We start from the raw sequence: 18,945 nt of genomic DNA, 5'->3' as shown, positions 1-18,945 counted from the left end.
CTAAAAAATGATTACGCCATTATATCCAAAGATTAAGGCTTAAACGATGGATTTTCAACTCCAAGCTACTGACAATAATGCGCGAGCTAGTATTTTAAATTTAGCCCATTCTCAAGTAGCAACGCCTGTTTTTATGCCAGTAGGCACGCAAGGCTGTATCAAATCTTTAGACGCTAACGACATGCAAGAACACTTAAAAGCCAAACTCATTCTGGCTAACACCTATCACATGTATTTAAGACCCGGTGAGAAAGTTGTTGAACAATTAGGGGGCTTGCATCGTTTCGCTCAATTTCATGGGAGTTTTTTAACCGATAGTGGAGGGTTTCAAGCCTTTAGTTTGAGCGGTAATGTCAAATTGCAAGAAGACGGGGTTGTTTTTAAATCCCATATTGATGGGAGCAAGCATTTATTCACGCCCATTAAAGTTTTGGACATTCAATATTCTTTGAATAGCGATATTATGATGGTTTTAGACGATTTAGTGGGCTTGCCCGCTCCGCTAAAGCGCCTTGAAGAATCTATTAAAAGAAGCGCTAAATGGGCGAATCTTAGCCTAGAATACCACAAGCAAAAAAACCGCCCCAACAACAACCTTTTTGCCATTATCCAGGGTGGCACGCATTTGAAAATGCGCAGCCTTAGCGTGGGATTAACGCATGAGGGTTTTGATGGCTATGCTATAGGCGGTTTAGCGGTAGGGGAAAATGCGGATGAAATGCTAGAAACCATCGCGCACACTGCCCCCTTGCTCCCTAAAGACAAGCCTCGCTACTTAATGGGCGTGGGCACGCCTGAAAACATTTTAGACGCTATCAGTTTAGGGGTAGATATGTTTGATTGCGTGATGCCCACCAGAAACGCCAGAAACGCTACCCTTTTCACGCATTCTGGCAAAATTTCTATCAAAAACGCACCCTATAAATTGGACAATACCCCTATTGAAGAAAATTGCGCTTGTTACACTTGCAAACGCTATTCTAAAGCCTATTTGCACCATTTATTTAGGGCTAAAGAACTCACTTACGCTCGTTTGGCCAGCTTGCACAATTTGCATTTTTATTTAGAGCTGGTTAAAAACGCCAGAAACGCTATTTTAGAAAAGCGGTTTTTGAGTTTTAAAAAAGAATTTTTGAAGAAATACACAATGGAGCACCAATAAAAAAATGCTTAAAAGCGTTTTTTACAATAGAAAATGAGTTTTATTATAAAAAAGTTTTAAAAATCTTATTTTTTTAAAAACTAAAGCAATAAAAGTTTTTCTTAAAATAAGGCTTTAGTTTTTTAGTTTTTAATTAAAACAAAACCCTATCTTTGATAAATCTCAGGGTGGGTGCTTTTAAAGCGCCTGTGGAACCAAAAATAACTTTCTGGGTGGTTTCTGATCACTTCTTCGCACAAACTCGCTTGGGCTTGCGTGCATTCTAAAATATCATTTTGCGCGTTATCGGTGATTTTAGAGCGGATACTCGGGTAATAGGTCGCTGTGTAATGCGAATAATCGTCATTAAAATCAATGAATACCGGCTGAATGTCTATATTGTAACGGCGCGATAAAACAGAAGCGATCGTGGTGTGCGTAGCGTCTTTACTGAAGAATTTCACCACCACCCCATCTTTAGGCGCGACATTTTGATCCACTAAAATCCCCACAAGACCATTGCCTTGATTATACATTTTAATGAGTTCTTTCATCGCTCCCACTTTATTGACAAAACGCACCCCAAACGCCTCTCGCCGGCTCATGATCATGTGATTGATGGGGGCAAATTTAGTCAAACGCCCCAAACACCCCCTACCATAGTCCTTATAATATTGCGCTAAAGTCGTGCCTACCGCTTCCCAATAGCCAAAATGCATGCATAAAGTGATCGCTTGGCCTTCCTTGTTTAAAGACTTCCACACATTTTCTTCATTGATGATCGTGAAACGAGAGTCGTATTCATCTTTAGGGATAAAAACCACTCTAATGGTTTCTAAAAGAATGAAAGCAAAATTTTCATAACCCTTTTTAATAATCCTTTTTTTCTCTTCTTCGCTTTTAGAATCCCCAAACACAAAATCCAAATTGGCTTTAGCGTCAAAATAACGGCGCCTATCAAAAGTTTTCATGAGCCACGCCACAGCTTTAATGCACCTTAAAAACCACGAATGAGGCATTTTGGCTAAAATAAACCCCAGAATATTCACTAAAGATTCCACGATAAAAACACTCAAAATGCACAGTTCTGTTTTAAAACCCTTGTCGTCTTGTTTTAATATTTTTTCGTGTATGAGTCGTTCTTTATAAGTCATTCTTTTCCTTTAAAATGTTTAAAACGCATTCTTTAATTTTTTTAGGCTCTATGTTTTGGATAGAAAAATCCTTTTTATGGTAGTTGGCGTTTGAATTACCGGTGAGCGAAACATTGATCGGACTTTCTAATTTAAAACGCTCCATGGGTGTGTTGCCATAAAGGGTGATGCTGGGTTTTTGCAACGCCCATGCTAAATGCGTAATACCCGTATCGCCCCCAATAATCAAATCCATTTTAAAGAGCAACGCCTTAACCTCGTTTAAAGTGAGTTTGGGGAGCAATAACACATCGTGCTGGTTTTTTAAAGCACCATAAAGCGCATTAGCCTTATCTTCATCAGCATGCCATAACAAGCAAATTTGAAAATTTTCTAACGCTAACGCTAACTCTTTAAAACGCTCTATGGGGTAAGTTTTATTGATTTTAGAAGTTTCTAAAACAAAAAGGATTTTTGGCTTGTTTTCATTCAAATTTAACGCATCAATTTTTGGAGAATCTTGATAAGAAAACACTTTAGATCGAGAGCTTAAGATCTCTGAAATTTCTTTTTTGGGCAAGTTTAGAGCATGAGATAGGAGCGTGAAATTGCGCTTTAAAACAGATTCATTATAAGCGATAGAAACTTTTTGCGAGTAAAAAAATGCGCTCAAACCCTCCCTAGCCGAAGCGTAATCAAAGCCGACTTTTTTAGGGGCTTTTAACATTTGAGTGATGAGAGCGGATTTGATTAGGCCTTGCATGTCAATGATTATATCGTATTCATAAGCCCTTAAAGATTTAAAAAGTTTGAAAATCTTCAAAGGGTTAAAGGTTGTAAGCGTGCTTTTTAAAGCGATGGGGTGTAATTTATCAATATAAGGGGAATGCTCTAAAATCGCACTGAATCTTTCATCCACGAACCATTCTATTTGAGCGTTAATAAAACGCTCTTTAATCACTGCTAAAAACACCGCACTCACGATAACATCCCCAAGCGCTGAAAGCCTGACAATCGCTATTTTCAAGCGAACTCTATCATCAAAGGAATGGGTTTAATGAGTTTAGGGAGCATCTCTTTAGCCAAGTAAAGCGTATCATCAGAATGGATCACAAGCTTGTTTTTTTCTAGCGTGTATTTTAGATGATGGCTGTCTGTTAGGCACAGATTTTCGGCTAAAGAAAGGATAAAACTCAGCCATTGTAAAGTTAAAAGGCTTGGCATCATCGTGCTCATGTGGGCGATAGCGTTGTCTTTAGGGATTTTTTTATGGCTGAATTGCGCTAGTAAGCAAATGATCGCTCTATCCTGGTGGCTAAAGCCATAACTCAAAGCGTTTAAAATAAAATACGCGCTGTGCTTGTGGGCTAAATAGACGCTTAAAATCTTACCCATGCTCGCTAATTCCCCCGCAATCTTTAAATGGAAAAGGTATTTTTCATCTATTTTATGCAAAGGCGATAAAGCTTCAAACAATTTCACGCATTCTTTTTTGACCTTTTGGCTGTGCTTTTCATGGGGCAAAAAGCGATCTTTTAAAGAGATTAGAGAAGGGTTGATATTGGGGGGGAATTTATGGTAATGGTGGCGCAATAAATCGCTTAAAAACACGCCCTCTCTCACTCCTACGCCACTGGTGATCATCAAAGAAGTTTTTAAATGCTCCAAAACGACCAATAAAATCAACGCCCCGCTCCTGATACTATCCAAACGCTCTTCATTCACCCCTAAAAGCCGCAGTTTGTCTTCTTTAAGCATGATAATTTGTTCAATGAACGCTAAATTTTTATGTGCATCTATTTCATAACCATGCAAAGAATCAATAGGGTAATCAAAGCGTTTCATCAATACCTTACTCAACGCCCTAATCGTCCCCCCCACCCCGAAGGCGTTTTTATGCTTAAAGGGCAGTTTAGAGACCTCTTTTTGGATAAAGGCTTTAGCCAATTTGACATCTAAGTCTTTGTCCAAAAACATTTCTTTAATGCGGATCGTCCCAACATCAAGCGAGATGAGATCCTTAATCTTGCCTTTTTCAATCAACGCGCACTCCGTGCTACCCCCTCCAATATCTATCGTGATCCCTGAATTTTTATGCAACAAATTCGCGCACGCAATCCCACCATAGAGCGCTTCTTTTTGTCCGTCAATGATTTTGATTTGCAAACTGCAAGCCTTTTTCACCCTCGCTACAAACTCCAGCCGATTAGGGGCATCGCGCACCGCTGAAGTCGCCACGCACAAGATTTTTTTGCTTTTGTGCTTGAGAGCGATTTCTTTAAATTCGCTCAAGGCTTTAATGGCTCTTTGCATGGGGATTTCTTGTAAAACCCCATTAAACGCATAACAGCCCTCTGAAATCCTAACCCTAGATTTGGTCTCAAAAAGCAAGTAAAACCCAAACTGGCTCGTCTTTTTAAAGACAGCCAAACGCACTGAATTAGAGCCTATATCAATCACGGTTGTGATTTTAGCCATTGCTAGCCTTTAATCTTGCTCTTTTAAGCTTTCGTATTTGTATTTCAATTCCTCTTTGCTCTCTGCATTGTTAGGATCCGGTAAAATCGCATCTACAGGGCACACGCTCACGCAACGCGGCTCATCATCATACCCATAACACTCTGTGCATCTGTCTGGATCAATATTATAAATGGGATCGCCCTCTTCAATCGCCTCACTAGGGCATTCTTCTCTGCAAGCATCGCACGCAATGCATTCATCATTCACCAATAATGACATGACTAACTCCTTTTAAAAAGTTTGAATACGATTTTTACTCTAAATTAGCTTAAAATTCAATCTAAAAAGACTATTTTTTGATTTTGAGAATAGGGGACTTTTTCTAGCACGCCTAAAACCCCTAAATCTTTTAAATGAGTATAGTCTGGCTTGTGGGTTTCTACAAACACGCTCAAGCCCAAACGCCAAGCGAATTCTACCATGCCCCTTAAATCTTCTTTTAAAAGCTCTTCGTCTAAAATAACCCCATCAGAGCCTTGAACAAGCGATTCTAAAAGCTGGTAATGGCTGATGAAAAGATCCTGATGGACAATCAAAGAACTCGCATGGCGGCGCAATAACCCTAAAACTTCTAAATCAAACACGCTTGGCACACCTATTTCGTATAATCCTTTAAAATTGACAATGACGCATTCTGTGCGGGTGTTTTCTTTCAAAAGCTTTTCTAAAACCTCATCAGGGGTTACAAAAACACAATCTTTAGTTTGAGGAATGACTCTAGGCAAGTAGGGGTTATACGACAAGCTTTTGCCTAGCATTTCATAAGAAAGCATGCCCTCTTTTAAGGCTAAGCTTTTTTGTAAATTTTCTAAAATCCCTATTTCTTGCATTCTTGAATGATCTTATTGTGCTCTTTCAATTCGGGTTCGGCTTGAATAAACTCTTTAGCGATGCTAGAAAAGATTTTTTTAGCCTCCAAACAATTCCCTAATTTGTAATAACCCCATGCTAAAGAATCCAAATAAAGCACTGATCCAGAATCTAACGCCAAGGCTTTCCTCACAAAATCCATGCCCCTTTTAATATCCATGTCATAATCTATTAAGGAATACCCTAAGAAATTATAAAAGAAAGCGTCTTGCGCGTCTTCTTTATCTTTAGTTTTAGCAAGCCAAGCCTGGCGCTCTTTGGTGGCTTGCTCTAATTTTTGAATGATAGGCAATATCTCTTGTTTGGTGGGTTTTTTATTTTTCGCGCTCAAGCTTTCATAATGATAAATAGCCTCTAATCCTAAGAATTTAGGGTCTTTTTTTTCTTGATAGATCAAAGAAGCCTGTTTGGAAGCTTGAGCGAATTTTTTTTGTGCGGTGTATAAGTCTAACAACAAACGCCTGTCAAAAGGGAATAATTCTGCGATTTGCTGGGCCTTATCAAACTCTTTTAACAAGATTAACACCCCTATGTAAAATTGGGCGTTTTGAACAATAGGGTTTTTTTCATACAAGCGGCCAAAAGTTGTTTTAGCCAAATCAAGCTCGTTAAATTGCGTGAAAGTGTTGAGCGCTTTTTGGCACAATTGCTCTGAGCAACCATACCTGTCTATATGAGATTGCAACAAATCCAAGCCCTCTTTTTTACGATTTTGCAAAAAATAGATCGTAATGAGTTTTTCTAAGCTGTCTTCATCATGCACTTGGTTATAAAACTTATTCAACAACGGGAAAGCCTTATCCAAACGCTTTTGAGTCAAATACAAAGTCCCTAACACATTGTCTGTGGCTATGGTCTTTTCTTCTTTACGGATTTTGTGCAGCAATTCAATCGCCTTATCAATCTGCCCCATTTGCGCATAGCCATCCACTAAAATCTTATTAATAGAAACATCATTACGATTATTGGTGATTTTTTGATAGAGCATGGCTAAATGCATAGCGGTTTTAATATCCCCTAAACTCGCCGCTGAAATGGCCGCTTCTTTAGCATACACCACCTTATTGGTTTGCTTATAGAGATTCATATAGCCTTTTTGAGCGCTAGCAAAATCCCCTCTATGGAAAGCGTCTGAACTCAATAGGATTTGATGATCTTCTGAAAGGGTTTCAGCCTTGAGCCAAGAAAACAAGCTAAAAAGCAATAAATTTGCTAAAAATCTTTTCTTTATTTGAATATCCATTATTTTATTTCCTTTTTTGTATCACTGAAGTGAATTTTAGCGCACTTTAGTTTCTTTGGTTTTTTGTGTAATGCCCGGACAGCTTTGACAAAAAGCTTCTTTTTGCTCTTTAGAGAAAGTTTTCACGCTCTCCCAAAAAGGAAAAGTTTGGCATTGCTTGGGGCGCACGCTATAAATCTGGCATTTTTTCGTCTCTAAATCCAAAAACACGCACGCTAAACCCAACTCTTTAGCGTCTTTTTCCAGTAAAGAGAACTTATACCCTACCTTTTTAACATATTTTTGACTGAATTCTTCCAATTCTAATTTTAAAAAAGCGCTAATTTTTTGCATTTCTTGGATATTTAAAAAAATATACCCGCTTTCCCCCACGCAACACTTTGCCCCACAACCCTCGCATGCCTTATGATTAAAACTAAAATCAAAATCTTGCATTAAACTACCCCTAATCCTATTGGAGATCAATACTCACGCTAAATTGCACCAACAATCCTTCATCATCTTTAGAGATTTTTAAAGGCAATTGGCTTTGAGCGCTCGGTAAATACTTGTTGATTAAGGTGAAAAAAAGATAGGTTTTTTCTAATTCGCTCGCTCTGGCCATGATAAAAAATTGGGTTTTTTGAGAGGGGTTTTGAGAGAGCAAGGGTTTGATTTTATAGGCATCAAAACATTTTTTTAAAATCTTTTCTAAAATCCGCCTGGACTCTTCATCGTTAAAAATCTTTAATAAGGATTCGCTTGTTTCTTTTTGATTGCGATAATTGGTTAGAGCTGTTTCAAAATGCCTTTGCGCATATTCTAAAACGCTTTTTTTACGATTTTCTTCTAAAAGGATTTTTTTTAATTCTAACATGCTAGGCCATAGAAAATACTCGGTATTCAACCAACCAAATAAGGAAAAAACCCCTAAAAAAACAAGGTTTTTAATGATAAACCCCACATCGCCTGATTGCTCTCTGTCCAGGTGCGAAAAATGCAATGGCTTCATTTAATAGACTCCGGGTTTTTTATCAGTAAGGAATTAGAAAAGTTAGTGGAGACAAAATTAAACCACCCGTCGCTTAAGGGGAAAAATTCCGCCCTAGAATAATCAAACATGGGGTTTAGCTTGTTTTGAAACAAAAAATAAAAGGCTTCTTTAGAAGGGGTTTTACCGCTAACCACCACACTTTGCTGATCTATTTCAATGCTATTAATAGTAATGAGATCCGGCACAATATTTAAAAGCCCTTGCAAAACATCTCGTATATCATCATTGTAATTCAAACGCTTTTTGGCTTCTTTAATGAGTTTTAAGGTTTCATCAGTCTTAACCTGCAAGCGGCTGATTTCATGGCGATAGAGCCTTTCTTGGATCGCCAAATCAGACGCATTATCTTGAGTGTTTTTAATGGCGTTGTGCATAAACCACACTAACCCCCCTATTACCACAAAAGATAAAAAAATGTAAAAAACCCAAATTTTAGAAAGCTTGCTGATAAGGTATTTCGCTCTTGGATCAATGTAGCTAAAACGCATAATTTTCATTCTCCATGCGCGCTAAAATATTCAAGCGCTCCACTAAAGAAAAATCAAGCCTATCCACTTCTATCATCAAAGTTTCTTGCAAATGCATTAACGCTTTTGGGTGGATTTGACAGCTGTCTAAAACAACCACTTTTTCTACAAAGTCTATATCTCTAGAATGATAGACGCTGCGCAATCCTTCTTGCAAAACATCTGCAATTAGGGGGATATTCGTCATGCCTTCAATCAAGCTATAAGCGTCCTCTGTTGTTTTTTCGCCATTATCCTTACTGCTATCTAGGCCTATCGCTTCTTCAAGGCTGTCAATATCTTCTTGGATTTCACTCAAAAACAAATCCACAACCTCATTATCCATCTCCATAGAATCCTCTTCCTTGCTCTCTATAAACTCTTCAGGTTGTTCTTCTAAAAACATGGATTTGGCTAAAAAAATCTCTTTTTTATCCGCAATCAAAAAATAAAATCTTGAACGCTCCAAAAGCAAATACAACAACGGCTTTTCTTCTAAATTATCGCGCACAAAATCATAAATAAGGCTAAAAGGCGAAAACAAAAAATCCACATCCTGGATTTTAAAACGCTTGAAATCCTTTAAAAAATCCTTAGATTCCACATAAACGCAATACTTTTGATTGACTTCACAAGCCTGATAATCTTGATTTTCTTGTTTGATTTGTTCAAACGCCTGCTTTTCGCATAAAACCTCTTTAGCTTTACTCATCGCGCTAAAATAAGTGTAGGGGTATTTTTGGCTATAAGTTCTGGCGATTTTTAAGGCTTGAATAGGGACTTCACCATTTTTAGTCTCCACTTTAGTCTCAAAAGTTTTAAAAAATTTCTCTTTAATGCGGTGGTTTTTGATCCTTATGACTTGAGCGGATAAGAGATTGTGATCCACATTAAAAGAGATGTACACTTGAGAGCAAAACCTCTCTTTAAACGCTTTTTTTAACCCTTTAAGCACTTAAACCCCTTTGAGGTTCTTCAAATCCAGCAGAATCCATGCACGTCTTTAAATATTCTTTAGCCTTTGAAAGCTCCCATTCTTTAGGGATAATTACAGATTCTAGCATGTAATAATGCACTTCGCTAAAAGGCTTAGGGATTTCAAATTGATCCCAGGTATTCAACCGCCATGCGTTTTTACAAACCACCCGACAAGCGCTAATCCCCACGCCTGATTTTTGAGCTAAAGCGATCACCCCATCCGCTATGCTGTGTCGTGGGCCTTTAGGACCATCAGGAGTGATAGCGACATCGCAACCTTCTTTCAAACGCTTAAGCCCTTCTATCAAAACCTTAACCCCCCCTTTTTTGCTAGAGCCTCTAATGTTTTTAAAACCAAAGCTTTCAAACAAACCCGCCGCAATAGAGCCGTCAAAATGCTGGCTTGCGATCACATAAATAGAAGGTTTTTGAAGCCTTAAATACGCAAATCCGATCATGCCAAGCTCCCCATGCCAACAGCTTACAATAAAGGGTTTTTCTTTTAAATTTTGAGCTAAAAAATAGCGGTTTTTACAAGTTTTATGCAACAACCAAAGGACTCCAAACGCCAAGCGTGGGACAACCTTTAAAACGATATTTTTTCTGAAAAATTTTAAGCTCAATTCTCGCCTTTAAACCCGCTCTTTATAGGGTGTTGCCTTTAGTGGCCGCCATCAAGCGCCCTTTGGAATGAGAAACAATCTCCACTTCTACAAGCTCGCCTGGATTTCTTTTTTCTTTACAAGTCACTTCAATGAATTTCCCCGTATCGCTGCGCCCTTCAAAACCCACGATTTGATTGTCAATTTCACGCCTATTTTCCACCAACACCACATGCGTTTTACCCACTTCCAACTTGGCTTTTTCTTCTAAAATTTCTTTGTGCCTGTTTTGCAACCTCTCCAACCTTGAAGATGAAACTTCTAACGGCACTCTTTCTTTCCAAGCTCCCGCTTCAGTGAAAGGGCGTGGGGAGTAAATAAAGCTATAGAGCGTATCAAAGCGCACTTTTTCTAGCACCTCCATCGTGTCTTCAAAATCCTTATCGCTCTCATTAGGGAAGCCTACGATAATATCCGTGCTAATGCCCACTTCAGGCACTAAAGCTTTTAACCTCTCCACCCTATTTAAAAACCACTCTTTACTATAACCTCTTCGCATCATCTTTAACACCGCACTAGATCCGCTCTGTAAGGGCATGTGGATACTCTTGCACACTTTGGGGTTTTTGGCAAAGCGCTCTAAAAACCCGTCATTCATGTGCAAGGGGTGAGGCGAAGTGAATCGTATCCTTTCAATGCCTTGAATCTCGCTCAATTTATCCAACAAATCGCTAAAATCCACTTTCGCATGCTCGCTACTGAAACGCGCGCCATAATTATTCACATTCTGCCCTAAAAGCATGAGCTCTTTAGTGCCGTTATTCGCTAATTTCTCAGCTTCTTTTAAAATCAAATCCATAGGGATAGAAATTTCTTTTCCCCTAGTGTGCGGGACAATGCAATAAGCACATTTCTTATCGCAACCTATAGAAATATTTAGTAGCGACCTGATTTGAGCCTTTTTTTCAAAAAATTCAAACGCATACGCGCTTTCATCATAATCAATCGCTACTTCAACGGCTTTTTCTTTATGGATCACTTGAGAGATTTTAGACACATTCCTAGCCCCTAACACAAAGCTCACGCTCGGGGCTTTTTTCAAAATATCCGCTCCCATGTGGCTTGCAGTGCACCCGCAAACCCCGATTTTGGCGTTGGGTTTTTTGATTTTAGCGAATTGACCGATTTCTGAAAACAATTTCCTCTCGGGTTTTTCGCGCACGCTGCAAGTGTTGATTAAAATCAAATCCGCTGTTTTAGGGTCGTTAGTCTCTTTATAGTCTAGTTTAGATAACTCGCTCAATAAATGCTCGCTATCCCTAGAGTTCATGGCACAACCCATTGTTTCAATATAAACTTTCAATACAAGCCTTTAAATAATGTGCAATTCATAAAGAAAATCTTTTTCATCGGTGCTGACCCTCACCTCATCTAAATAAGCCGTATGGCCTTTTGCTTTGAAAAAATCCACCGCTTTGAGCATGTCTTTGTGGGCGTTTGTGGGGGCAAAATAGAAAATAGAACGCTTGTCTTCGCTAAATTTATGATACAAATCCTCTAATTCCACGCTCTTGGAGTCTGATTTTCTTGTATTCTTGGCTAAAACTAATTTCATTGATCTTTCCTTAATTGATTTGGATTTCTCATTTTAACGCATTCTGTCTTTAAAACACATTAGATTACCCTTTTCCCCCCTAAAAACAAGCGTTCCACTTCTTTAGCATGCAATAAAAATTGCAAAACCGCTTGCTCTTTAGTGAATTTTTCACCAAAACTAAACACGCTCAAATCCGCCCTCTTATTGGCTTCTATCTCGCCATTATTTAAAGCTAAAGCTTTAGCCCCATGCCTAGTCGCTCCTAAAAGAGCGATCTTGGCTAATTCCAATAACGGCATGTTATGGGTGAGCAAGAACGCTCTTAATTCGTCTAAAAGGCTCAGCGAAATGTTAGAACTCAATCCGTCAGTGGCCACGCTCACGCTCAAACCGGCTTCTTTGGTTCTTTCTAAATCCAGCACTTTCCCGCTCAATAGGCGGTTAGAAAAGGGGCATGTGATTAAAAAAGCGTTTTTGACTTGAGATTTAATCCTTTTTAATACTTCCAAAGAAGCGAACTGGTTATGCACGAATAAAGTGTGTGCGTCTTTAAACATGTCAATGTAATCATTCGCGCCCTTATAGAGCGATTTGAAATTGGACTCGTTTAAAAAATGCTGGTAAAAATTTTCAAACCACCCTTTAGAATTTTCTACCCATTCTAATTCTTCAAACGATTCTAAAAAATGCGTAGAAAGCAGGCTTTGTGAATCTTTAGCTAATTGAATAACGCTTAAAGCCATGTCTTTTTGAACCGAATAAGGGGCATGCACAGCGAGAGCGGCTTTAAGCTTTTTGTCTTCTAAATCTTTTAACTCTTTAAATTTTGCCTCAAACGCTTTTAGTTTTTCTAAAGAATAACGACTCCCTAAAAACTCTAAAAACACGACAGCACTCAAAGGGCTTTCTTTCAATAAATTAACTTCTATCAAGTGGTTAGAAATCGCTCCCACGCTCCCCACTCCGCTTTTTAATTGCATAGCGATAGCGTTTTGAATAGCCCCTTGGCAATTTTCTAAAATCGCCCCCCCTTTGTTCAACACGCTCCCTAACCAGCCAGAAAAACTCCCGTAATCAAAACTCGCCTTGTTGTTGGAGAATTCAAAATGGGTGTGCGCGTTGATAAAAGCGGGCAAAAGAACGGAACTTTCAAAAAACTGCGCCTTTAAATGGGGGTATTTAAGCGTTAGGCTTTTATAATCGCCCGCTTCAACAATCTTTTCATCAAAGACTACGCCATAATCTTCTAACACTTCGCATTTTTCATTGCATAAAAAAACTAAAGACGCTCCTATGATTTCTTGCATGCATCCTCCTTAATAAATGTGGTTTGCCCTTTTAAGATCATTCTTTGAACTTCGCCATATAATTCTAAACCATAAAAGGGCGAATTTTTATTATTAACTCTTGTTTGAGCGTTTAAATCCACGATCATCAAATTGGCTAATTGATTTTCTTTAACCTCGCCTGCATTGAGTTTTAAAAATCTCGCTTGATTGATCGCCATGACTTTAATGAGCTGTTGGAAGCTGATAACCTTTTTTTGAACTAAAAAAGTATAAGCCACGCTAAAAGCGTCCTCTATGCTCTCACACCCAAAAGCGCTTTCTTCAAAAAGCTCTGCGTTAGAGTTCTTAAAAACATGAAGGTTTGTGAGCATGGCGATTTCGTTATTCTTTAGAGCATCTTTTAAAGCGTTTTGGCTTTCTTTATCCCTTAAAGGAGGGGCGATTTTAAATCTGGGCTCATAATCTTCATACACGCTTTCATCTAAAACCAAATGGCTTAAGGGCGTTTGGGCTTGCAAACGCGCTCCTAAATGATTAAAGGCTTTGATGAGTTTAAGCGTGGCGATGCTATTTACTTTATCTAAAAGCATAGGGATTTGTAACGCTCTAGAAACTTCCATAAAACGCACCAAGCGCGTGTTTTCAAACGCATTTTCTACAAAATTTTGCCCCAATTCATAGGCTAACGCCTCATTATTTAGGGCTTCAAAAGAATTTTCTAAAGAGATTAAAAGAGGCAAGTTGTAGGATTTGGCATAGTGGCTGATGAGTTCTAAAAAAGCGTCAGATTGCACGATTAAAATTTCCCCCCCTTTATTTTTAAGCGTAGCGATGTCGGCTAGTTGGTTGTTTTTAACCGCCATAATATTTTTAATGCCGCTTTGATCGCAATTAAAAACATTGAGTAACCCCACCCCCCCTTTAAAAGCCTTTTGTTTTAAATTTTCATAACCCTCAAAATCAGTAACGCTCAAATCAATGAAGCTTGGCAACACGAATAAATTCTCACACTCAATCACCTCTTCGTTTTTGGTAGGGCTTAAGTTTTCTTTAATCTCTGCAATGAGAGAATCTTTTAAGCGAATATCCGCTTTTTTTAAAACCTCATCATCATAAAACGAAGCGTTTTTTAACAGCATCAAACCCTCCTAGTTTTGCAAGAAATCCGTCAAGCTTTCTAAAGAATTTGTCATGATCAATATTCCCATTAAAATAAGCACCAACCCTGAAATAATTTCAATCGCGCGGTTGTATTTCTTTAAGGATTTTAAAAACAAAAGCGCTCTTTCTAGCATTAAAGCCACCAATAAAAAAGGGATCGCTAAGCCCACCACAAACACCACCATAAGCATTAAGCCATAAGCGTCCTTACTCGCGCTCATGATCACTATAGAAGTGAATATCGGCCCGATGCATGGCGTCCAGCCTAAAGCGAAACTCATGCCTAAAAGAAAGGGGTAAAAGCGTTGCATGCTATTAGATTTGCTCGCTAAACGAACGCTTTGAGTTTTATACAAAAATGCAAAACGAAACACGCCTAAAAAATGCAAACCAAAAAGGATCACAACCCCCCCGGCGATATAATTCACCCATGCAAACGAAAAGCTATGGATAAGCTTGGCCATAGACATGCCCACGCCCAAAAACACGAGCGAAAACCCCACCACAAACATCAAGGATTTTAAAAAAACCGAAACCCTTTTAGCCTTACCATCTTTAATATCCTCTAAAGAAATTTGAGAAATATAAGACATATACGCCGGGATTAAAGGCAACACGCAAGGGCTTAAAAAAGTTAAAATCCCGGCTAAAAGCGAAGTTAAAAGAGGCGCTGTGTCAAAGAGATTAACAAGCGTGTTATCAAACATCATTCAATCCTTTTTTAAAAATAACCATTTCTTATTCTTTTTTAGGATAACAAAACTTCACTTAATCTTAGGCACAATTTCGTTATCTTCTACCACAAATGCCACGCTGTCATTCTCTTTAATTTTATCCTCCAAAATGAGTTCAGCGAGCTTGTCTTCTACCATTTCATAGAGCGCGCGCTTTAAGGGTCTAGCGCCATAGAATCTGTCAAATCCCGCTTCTGCGATCAACGCTTTTGCCTCTTCGTCTAGGGTTATATTAATGCCCCTTTCAAGCGCTTTTTTTTGAATGTTTTCAAAAAGTATCCCCACGATCTTAGCGATAGCATGACTATCTAGGGCGTTAAAGGAGATGATTTCATCTAAGCGGTTTAAAAATTCCGGCTTGAAAAATTGCCTCAAGCTCTCCTTAACCGCTTTTTGTTTATCGGCTTCACTCAAATTTTCTTCTAAAAGCGCACCGCTAGCCACATTGCTGGTTAAAATCAAAATCGTGTTTTTGAAATCCACTCTCACGCCCTTACTATCGGTTAAATGCCCTTCATCTAAAACCTGTAACAAGAGGTTAAACACATCCGGATGGGCTTTTTCCACTTCATCTAATAACACCACGCTATAAGGCTTCCTGCGCACCGCTTCTGTCAATTGCCCGCCTTCTTCATAGCCCACATACCCAGGAGCAGCCCCAATAAGACGGCTTATGGCATGCTTTTCTAGGTATTCGCTCATGTCAATTCTTATCAGATTTTTATCGCTATCAAACAAGAATTGCGCCAAAGCTTTAGCGCTCTCGGTTTTACCCACGCCTGTTGGCCCTAAAAAGAGAAAACTCCCTATGGGCTTATTGCTATCGCTAAGCCCAGCCTTATTCCTTTTAATCGCTTTAGCGATCGCTTTGAGCGCTTTTTCTTGCCCCACCACTCTTTTTTGCAATTCGCTTTCAATGTTTAAAACCCTATTTTTTTCGCTTTGGAGCATTTTTTGGACTGGGATATGCGTCCATTGGCTCACGATCTCAGCGATGTTGTTTTCGGTTAAAGCGTTTTGCAATAACGCCCCGTTTTGTTGCATGATCTCCCATTTATGCTGCAATTCTTCTTCTTTCTTTTTATTTTCAGGGATTTTAGAATATTCAATTTCACCCGCTTTTTGGTAATCCCCATTGCGCTTAAACCTCTCAGCCTCTTTTTTCAAGCTTTCCATTTCCATTTTCAAGCGTGAAATTTCTTTAAACACTTCTTTTTCGTTTTCAAATTGCACTTCTAATTGGATTTTTTCTTCTTTCAAACCGCTCAATTCTTTAAGGATTTCTTGCATGCGTTTGGCATTGCTCTCTTTTTTTTCCATTTCAAGGGCTTGTTTTTCCATTTCCAGTCTTTGAATGGAGCGCTTAACGCTAGAAAGTTTTGCCGGCTCTGATTCCATTTGCATTTTTAATTGAGCCGCCCCCTCATCAATCAAATCAATCGCTTTATCGGGCAAAAACCTATCGGTGATATAACGGCTAGAGAGTTTGGCACTCGCTATGAGCGCAGAGTCGTTGATGGTGATATTATGGTGCGTTTCTAAAGTTTCTTTTAACCCCCTTAAAATTTGTAAAGCTTCATTGATGCTAGGCTCATTGAGTAAAATGGGTTGGAAACGCCTTTGTAGTGCCATGTCTTTTTCAAAATATTTGCGGTATTCTTTTAAAGTGGTCGCTCCAATCGTGTGTAATTCCCCCCTAGCGAGCGCAGGTTTTAAAATATTAGCCGCATCCATGCCCCCCTCACTAGCCCCAGCCCCTACAATCGTGTGGATTTCATCAATGAATAAAATCACATTCGTGCTTTTTTTAACTTCTTCAATCACCTTTTTCAAACGCTCTTCAAACTCGCCTCTGTATTTCGCTCCAGCCACCAATAAGCTTAAATCTAAAGCGATGACTCGTTTGTTTAAAAGCGTTTTAGGCACTTCCTTATTCACAATGCGCTGGGCTAAACCCTCCACAACAGCCGTTTTCCCCACTCCAGGCTCACCCAGTAAAATAGGGTTATTTTTTGTTTTTCTTATCAAAATTTGCATCATGCGAATGATTTCTTCATCCCTCCCAATCACCGGATCCAGCTTATTGTCTAAGGCTTTTTGCGTCAAATCAATGCCAAATTTTTCTAAACTTTCTAAATTAGAATCATCGTTCTTATCTTGGATAGTCGCGCCTTTTCTCAAAGATTCTAAAGTTTTTTGCAATTCCTTAGTGTCTAAATAAGGTTTTAGAACGCTTTCAAAAAGGCTCATATTCGCCAAAAGATACACATCTACAGCGATAAAAGAATCGCCTATTTTAGCCATCAAGCCTTGAGCGTTTTCTAAACTTTGGATTAGAGCTTGGTTTAATTGGATATTTTGCTTGTTGATTTGTGAAACTTTAGCAAACTTATTCAACTCGCTTTGAACGCTAAGCCTTAAGGCTTGAATATCCACAGACATTTTTTGTAAGGCTTGAATGAGGATGCCTTGGGAGTTATTAAGCATGACAAAGAGCATGTGTAAGGGCGTTACTTCAGCGTTTTTATGGTGTAAAGCTAAAGCGAGCGCGCTGTCTAAAGTCTCATGCAACTGGTCAGTCATTTTTTCAAATAAATTCATTATCAATCCTTTTTGAGTTTTAAAATCTTTACTATTTTACACTATTTTAACCCTCAAAGGTTTTTAAAACGCTCACACTAATGACAAACTCTCTAAAATACGCTTTTTAGACAACTCGCAATATTCTTTTTCAATCTCTAAACCCACGCTAAAACGCCCTAAAGCGTTCGCCTCTAAAATAGTCGTGCCAGATCCACTAAAAGGATCAAAAATCGTGTCTTCCAAAAAAGAAAACAATTTAATGCAACGCCTGGGTAATTCCCTTGGGAATGGGGCTGGGTGTTTTAAGCGCTTTTTGGATTCGCCACTAAAACTCCACAACCCATTCGTGTAGAGCAAAAACTCCTCTTTACTGATTGTAGAAGTTTGCTTTTGGCGTTTGTATGCGTTTTTATAAAAAACGACAATCAACTCCACAGGAGCGATAGCATAAGGCGCGCTAGCTTGCAGCCAACTCCCCCAAGCGGTGCGTCTTGAGATATTGCTTTCATTCCAAATAATCGTATTTTGGTATTTCCAACCGCATTCCTTGGCTACTGCTGTGATGTCTGCCCCTAAACTTTGCTTGCCATGTTTATTCGTGTCTAAAGGGACATTCAAGCACAATCTCGCCTGATCCTTACCCCAAAAATAACAATTTTTAAGCCAATTTTTGCACCAATTTAAATAATCATCATAAGCCCTAAAATCATCACTCCCTTGATATTCAATACTCAAATTATAGGGCGGTGAAGTAACGCACAAATCATAAAAACCTTTTTCAAAAGTCTCTAAAACGCTGGCATCGCCATGGTATAAATCCAATTTCTCCAAACTGAAATAAGGTTTCATAAAAGCCTTTTTAAATCTTCTAATAAATTTTCTATACCCTTAATCTTAGAGCTTTGATCAAAATGGCTTTTGGCTAAATAGAGACCGTCTAATTCATGCTCCATCACAATCCTAGCTTTTTTAGGTCTGTCTTTAAAACTGATCTCATCATCGTTATCCGGTGTTATCATAAAGACCTTAATGTGAGAAGTTATAGGCGATTGCAGAAGTTTTAATTTCCAATAAGGCGTTTCTGTAAAACGCTCTCTAAACGAATTTTTTATTGATAAAACCGCTAGAATTTTGATATTATCCTTGTTGGTTTGATAAAGAACAATATCTCCATCAGGCAAAACGCTATATCCTCCAAAATGCACCAATAAAGCCCGTTTGACTCTATCCAGCTCGTCATTAAGGCGCTTAGCCCTTAAGACTTTATCGTTTGTCATTTTTACATTGTTTTTAATACAAAAATCTTTTAATAAAAGTTCTATGATTTTTTCTAACGCCCTTCCTATGGCGCTCACAAAGCCTTGTCTGGCTAAAATGCTAGCTTCTTCTTTGCTTTTATTTTGCTTAATATAATCGTTCATTTTGTCATTTAAAAAGCGTTCTTTTTCTTGTGCGTAAAAAACTTGCAAAAACTTGTAAGGCTCAGGTTGTTCTCTCATAAAATCTTTAAAACGCTCTAAAATCATATCGGCTAAACTCAATTCAAACACCTTAA

General features: G+C 38.6%; 20 protein-coding genes. 1 reads left to right on the top strand and 19 read right to left on the bottom strand.

The window, feature by feature from the left end:
- The first annotated feature begins 46 nt into the window (after positions 1-46).
- Positions 47-1,162 (top strand): tRNA guanosine(34) transglycosylase Tgt, encoded by a 1,116-nt coding sequence (gene tgt, locus AA974_RS01220; protein ID WP_064433075.1) that lies wholly within the window; start codon positions 47-49, stop codon positions 1,160-1,162.
- A 146-nt stretch (positions 1,163-1,308) separates the two neighbouring features.
- On the opposite strand, the gene AA974_RS01215 is transcribed toward tgt, so the two are convergent.
- The 19 genes from AA974_RS01215 to AA974_RS01125 form a co-directional block, all read right to left on the bottom strand.
- The gene (locus AA974_RS01215; RefSeq protein WP_064433074.1) at positions 1,309-2,295 is read right to left on the bottom strand and encodes a lipid A biosynthesis lauroyl acyltransferase; all 987 of its coding nucleotides are present in this window, start codon (positions 2,293-2,295) and stop codon (positions 1,309-1,311) included.
- Positions 2,285-3,301, bottom strand: coding sequence for a lipopolysaccharide heptosyltransferase I (gene waaC / locus AA974_RS01210; RefSeq protein ID WP_064433073.1), 1,017 nt, complete (start codon positions 3,299-3,301; stop codon positions 2,285-2,287). Before waaC ends, AA974_RS01215 begins: the two co-directional genes overlap by 11 nt.
- On the bottom strand, positions 3,298-4,752 hold the full coding sequence (locus AA974_RS01205) for a Ppx/GppA family phosphatase (protein WP_064433072.1): 1,455 nt from the start codon (positions 4,750-4,752) through the stop codon (positions 3,298-3,300). The genes waaC and AA974_RS01205 overlap by 4 nt, the downstream gene beginning before the upstream one ends.
- Before the next feature lie 9 nt (positions 4,753-4,761).
- Positions 4,762-5,013, bottom strand: a complete 252-nt coding sequence (locus AA974_RS01200) for a YfhL family 4Fe-4S dicluster ferredoxin (protein WP_000055470.1) — start codon at positions 5,011-5,013, stop codon at positions 4,762-4,764.
- Between the two features lie 56 nt (positions 5,014-5,069).
- On the bottom strand, positions 5,070-5,624 hold the full coding sequence (locus tag AA974_RS01195) for a beta/alpha barrel domain-containing protein (RefSeq protein WP_064433071.1): 555 nt from the start codon (positions 5,622-5,624) through the stop codon (positions 5,070-5,072).
- On the bottom strand, positions 5,612-6,907 hold the full coding sequence (locus tag AA974_RS01190; RefSeq protein ID WP_064433070.1) for a tetratricopeptide repeat protein: 1,296 nt from the start codon (positions 6,905-6,907) through the stop codon (positions 5,612-5,614). The genes AA974_RS01195 and AA974_RS01190 overlap by 13 nt, the downstream gene beginning before the upstream one ends.
- A 36-nt stretch (positions 6,908-6,943) precedes the next feature.
- Positions 6,944-7,342 (bottom strand): YkgJ family cysteine cluster protein, encoded by a 399-nt coding sequence (locus tag AA974_RS01185; protein ID WP_001150507.1) that lies wholly within the window; start codon positions 7,340-7,342, stop codon positions 6,944-6,946.
- 16 nt (positions 7,343-7,358) lie between these two features.
- Positions 7,359-7,898 (bottom strand): hypothetical protein, encoded by a 540-nt coding sequence (locus AA974_RS01180; protein ID WP_064433069.1) that lies wholly within the window; start codon positions 7,896-7,898, stop codon positions 7,359-7,361.
- Positions 7,895-8,428: a hypothetical protein gene (locus AA974_RS01175; protein ID WP_064434038.1), complete on the bottom strand. Its 534-nt coding sequence runs from the start codon at positions 8,426-8,428 to the stop codon at positions 7,895-7,897. The genes AA974_RS01180 and AA974_RS01175 overlap by 4 nt, the downstream gene beginning before the upstream one ends.
- Entirely contained in the window at positions 8,418-9,401 is a 984-nt protein-coding gene (locus AA974_RS01170) for a hypothetical protein (RefSeq protein ID WP_064433068.1), read from the bottom strand. The genes AA974_RS01175 and AA974_RS01170 overlap by 11 nt, the downstream gene beginning before the upstream one ends.
- Positions 9,394-10,047 carry a lysophospholipid acyltransferase family protein gene (locus tag AA974_RS01165; protein ID WP_064433067.1) on the bottom strand — a complete coding sequence of 218 codons (654 nt, stop codon included), beginning with the start codon at positions 10,045-10,047 and terminating at the stop codon, positions 9,394-9,396. The genes AA974_RS01170 and AA974_RS01165 overlap by 8 nt, the downstream gene beginning before the upstream one ends.
- 22 nt (positions 10,048-10,069) lie before the next feature.
- On the bottom strand, positions 10,070-11,389 hold the full coding sequence (gene miaB / locus AA974_RS01160) for a tRNA (N6-isopentenyl adenosine(37)-C2)-methylthiotransferase MiaB (RefSeq protein ID WP_080470978.1): 1,320 nt from the start codon (positions 11,387-11,389) through the stop codon (positions 10,070-10,072).
- A gap of 9 nt (positions 11,390-11,398) precedes the next feature.
- Positions 11,399-11,641 carry a nuclease gene (locus tag AA974_RS01155; protein WP_064433066.1) on the bottom strand — a complete coding sequence of 81 codons (243 nt, stop codon included), beginning with the start codon at positions 11,639-11,641 and terminating at the stop codon, positions 11,399-11,401.
- 59 nt (positions 11,642-11,700) lie between these two features.
- Positions 11,701-12,930 carry an aminofutalosine deaminase family hydrolase gene (gene mqnF / locus AA974_RS01150; RefSeq protein WP_064433065.1) on the bottom strand — a complete coding sequence of 410 codons (1,230 nt, stop codon included), beginning with the start codon at positions 12,928-12,930 and terminating at the stop codon, positions 11,701-11,703.
- Positions 12,915-14,051, bottom strand: a complete 1,137-nt coding sequence (locus AA974_RS01145) for an amidohydrolase family protein (RefSeq protein ID WP_064433064.1) — start codon at positions 14,049-14,051, stop codon at positions 12,915-12,917. Before AA974_RS01145 ends, mqnF begins: the two co-directional genes overlap by 16 nt.
- A 9-nt stretch (positions 14,052-14,060) precedes the next feature.
- Complete coding sequence (locus AA974_RS01140; RefSeq protein WP_064433063.1) at positions 14,061-14,780, bottom strand: cytochrome c biogenesis protein CcdA; 720 nt, start codon at positions 14,778-14,780, stop codon at positions 14,061-14,063.
- A 57-nt stretch (positions 14,781-14,837) separates the two neighbouring features.
- On the bottom strand, positions 14,838-17,408 hold the full coding sequence (locus tag AA974_RS01135; RefSeq protein WP_064433062.1) for an ATP-dependent Clp protease ATP-binding subunit: 2,571 nt from the start codon (positions 17,406-17,408) through the stop codon (positions 14,838-14,840).
- Between the two features lie 72 nt (positions 17,409-17,480).
- A complete protein-coding gene (locus AA974_RS01130) occupies positions 17,481-18,239 on the bottom strand; it encodes a DNA-methyltransferase (protein ID WP_064433061.1) in 759 nt (252 codons plus the stop codon).
- Positions 18,236-18,931, bottom strand: coding sequence for a BsaWI family type II restriction enzyme (locus AA974_RS01125; RefSeq protein ID WP_064433060.1), 696 nt, complete (start codon positions 18,929-18,931; stop codon positions 18,236-18,238). Before AA974_RS01125 ends, AA974_RS01130 begins: the two co-directional genes overlap by 4 nt.
- Positions 18,932-18,945: the final 14 nt, after the last annotated feature.

Source organism: Helicobacter pylori (assembly GCF_001653475.1).
In the GTDB taxonomy this organism is placed as follows: Bacteria; Campylobacterota; Campylobacteria; order Campylobacterales; family Helicobacteraceae; genus Helicobacter; species Helicobacter pylori_CM.
This window is presented reverse-complemented; position numbering and strand designations above follow the sequence as displayed.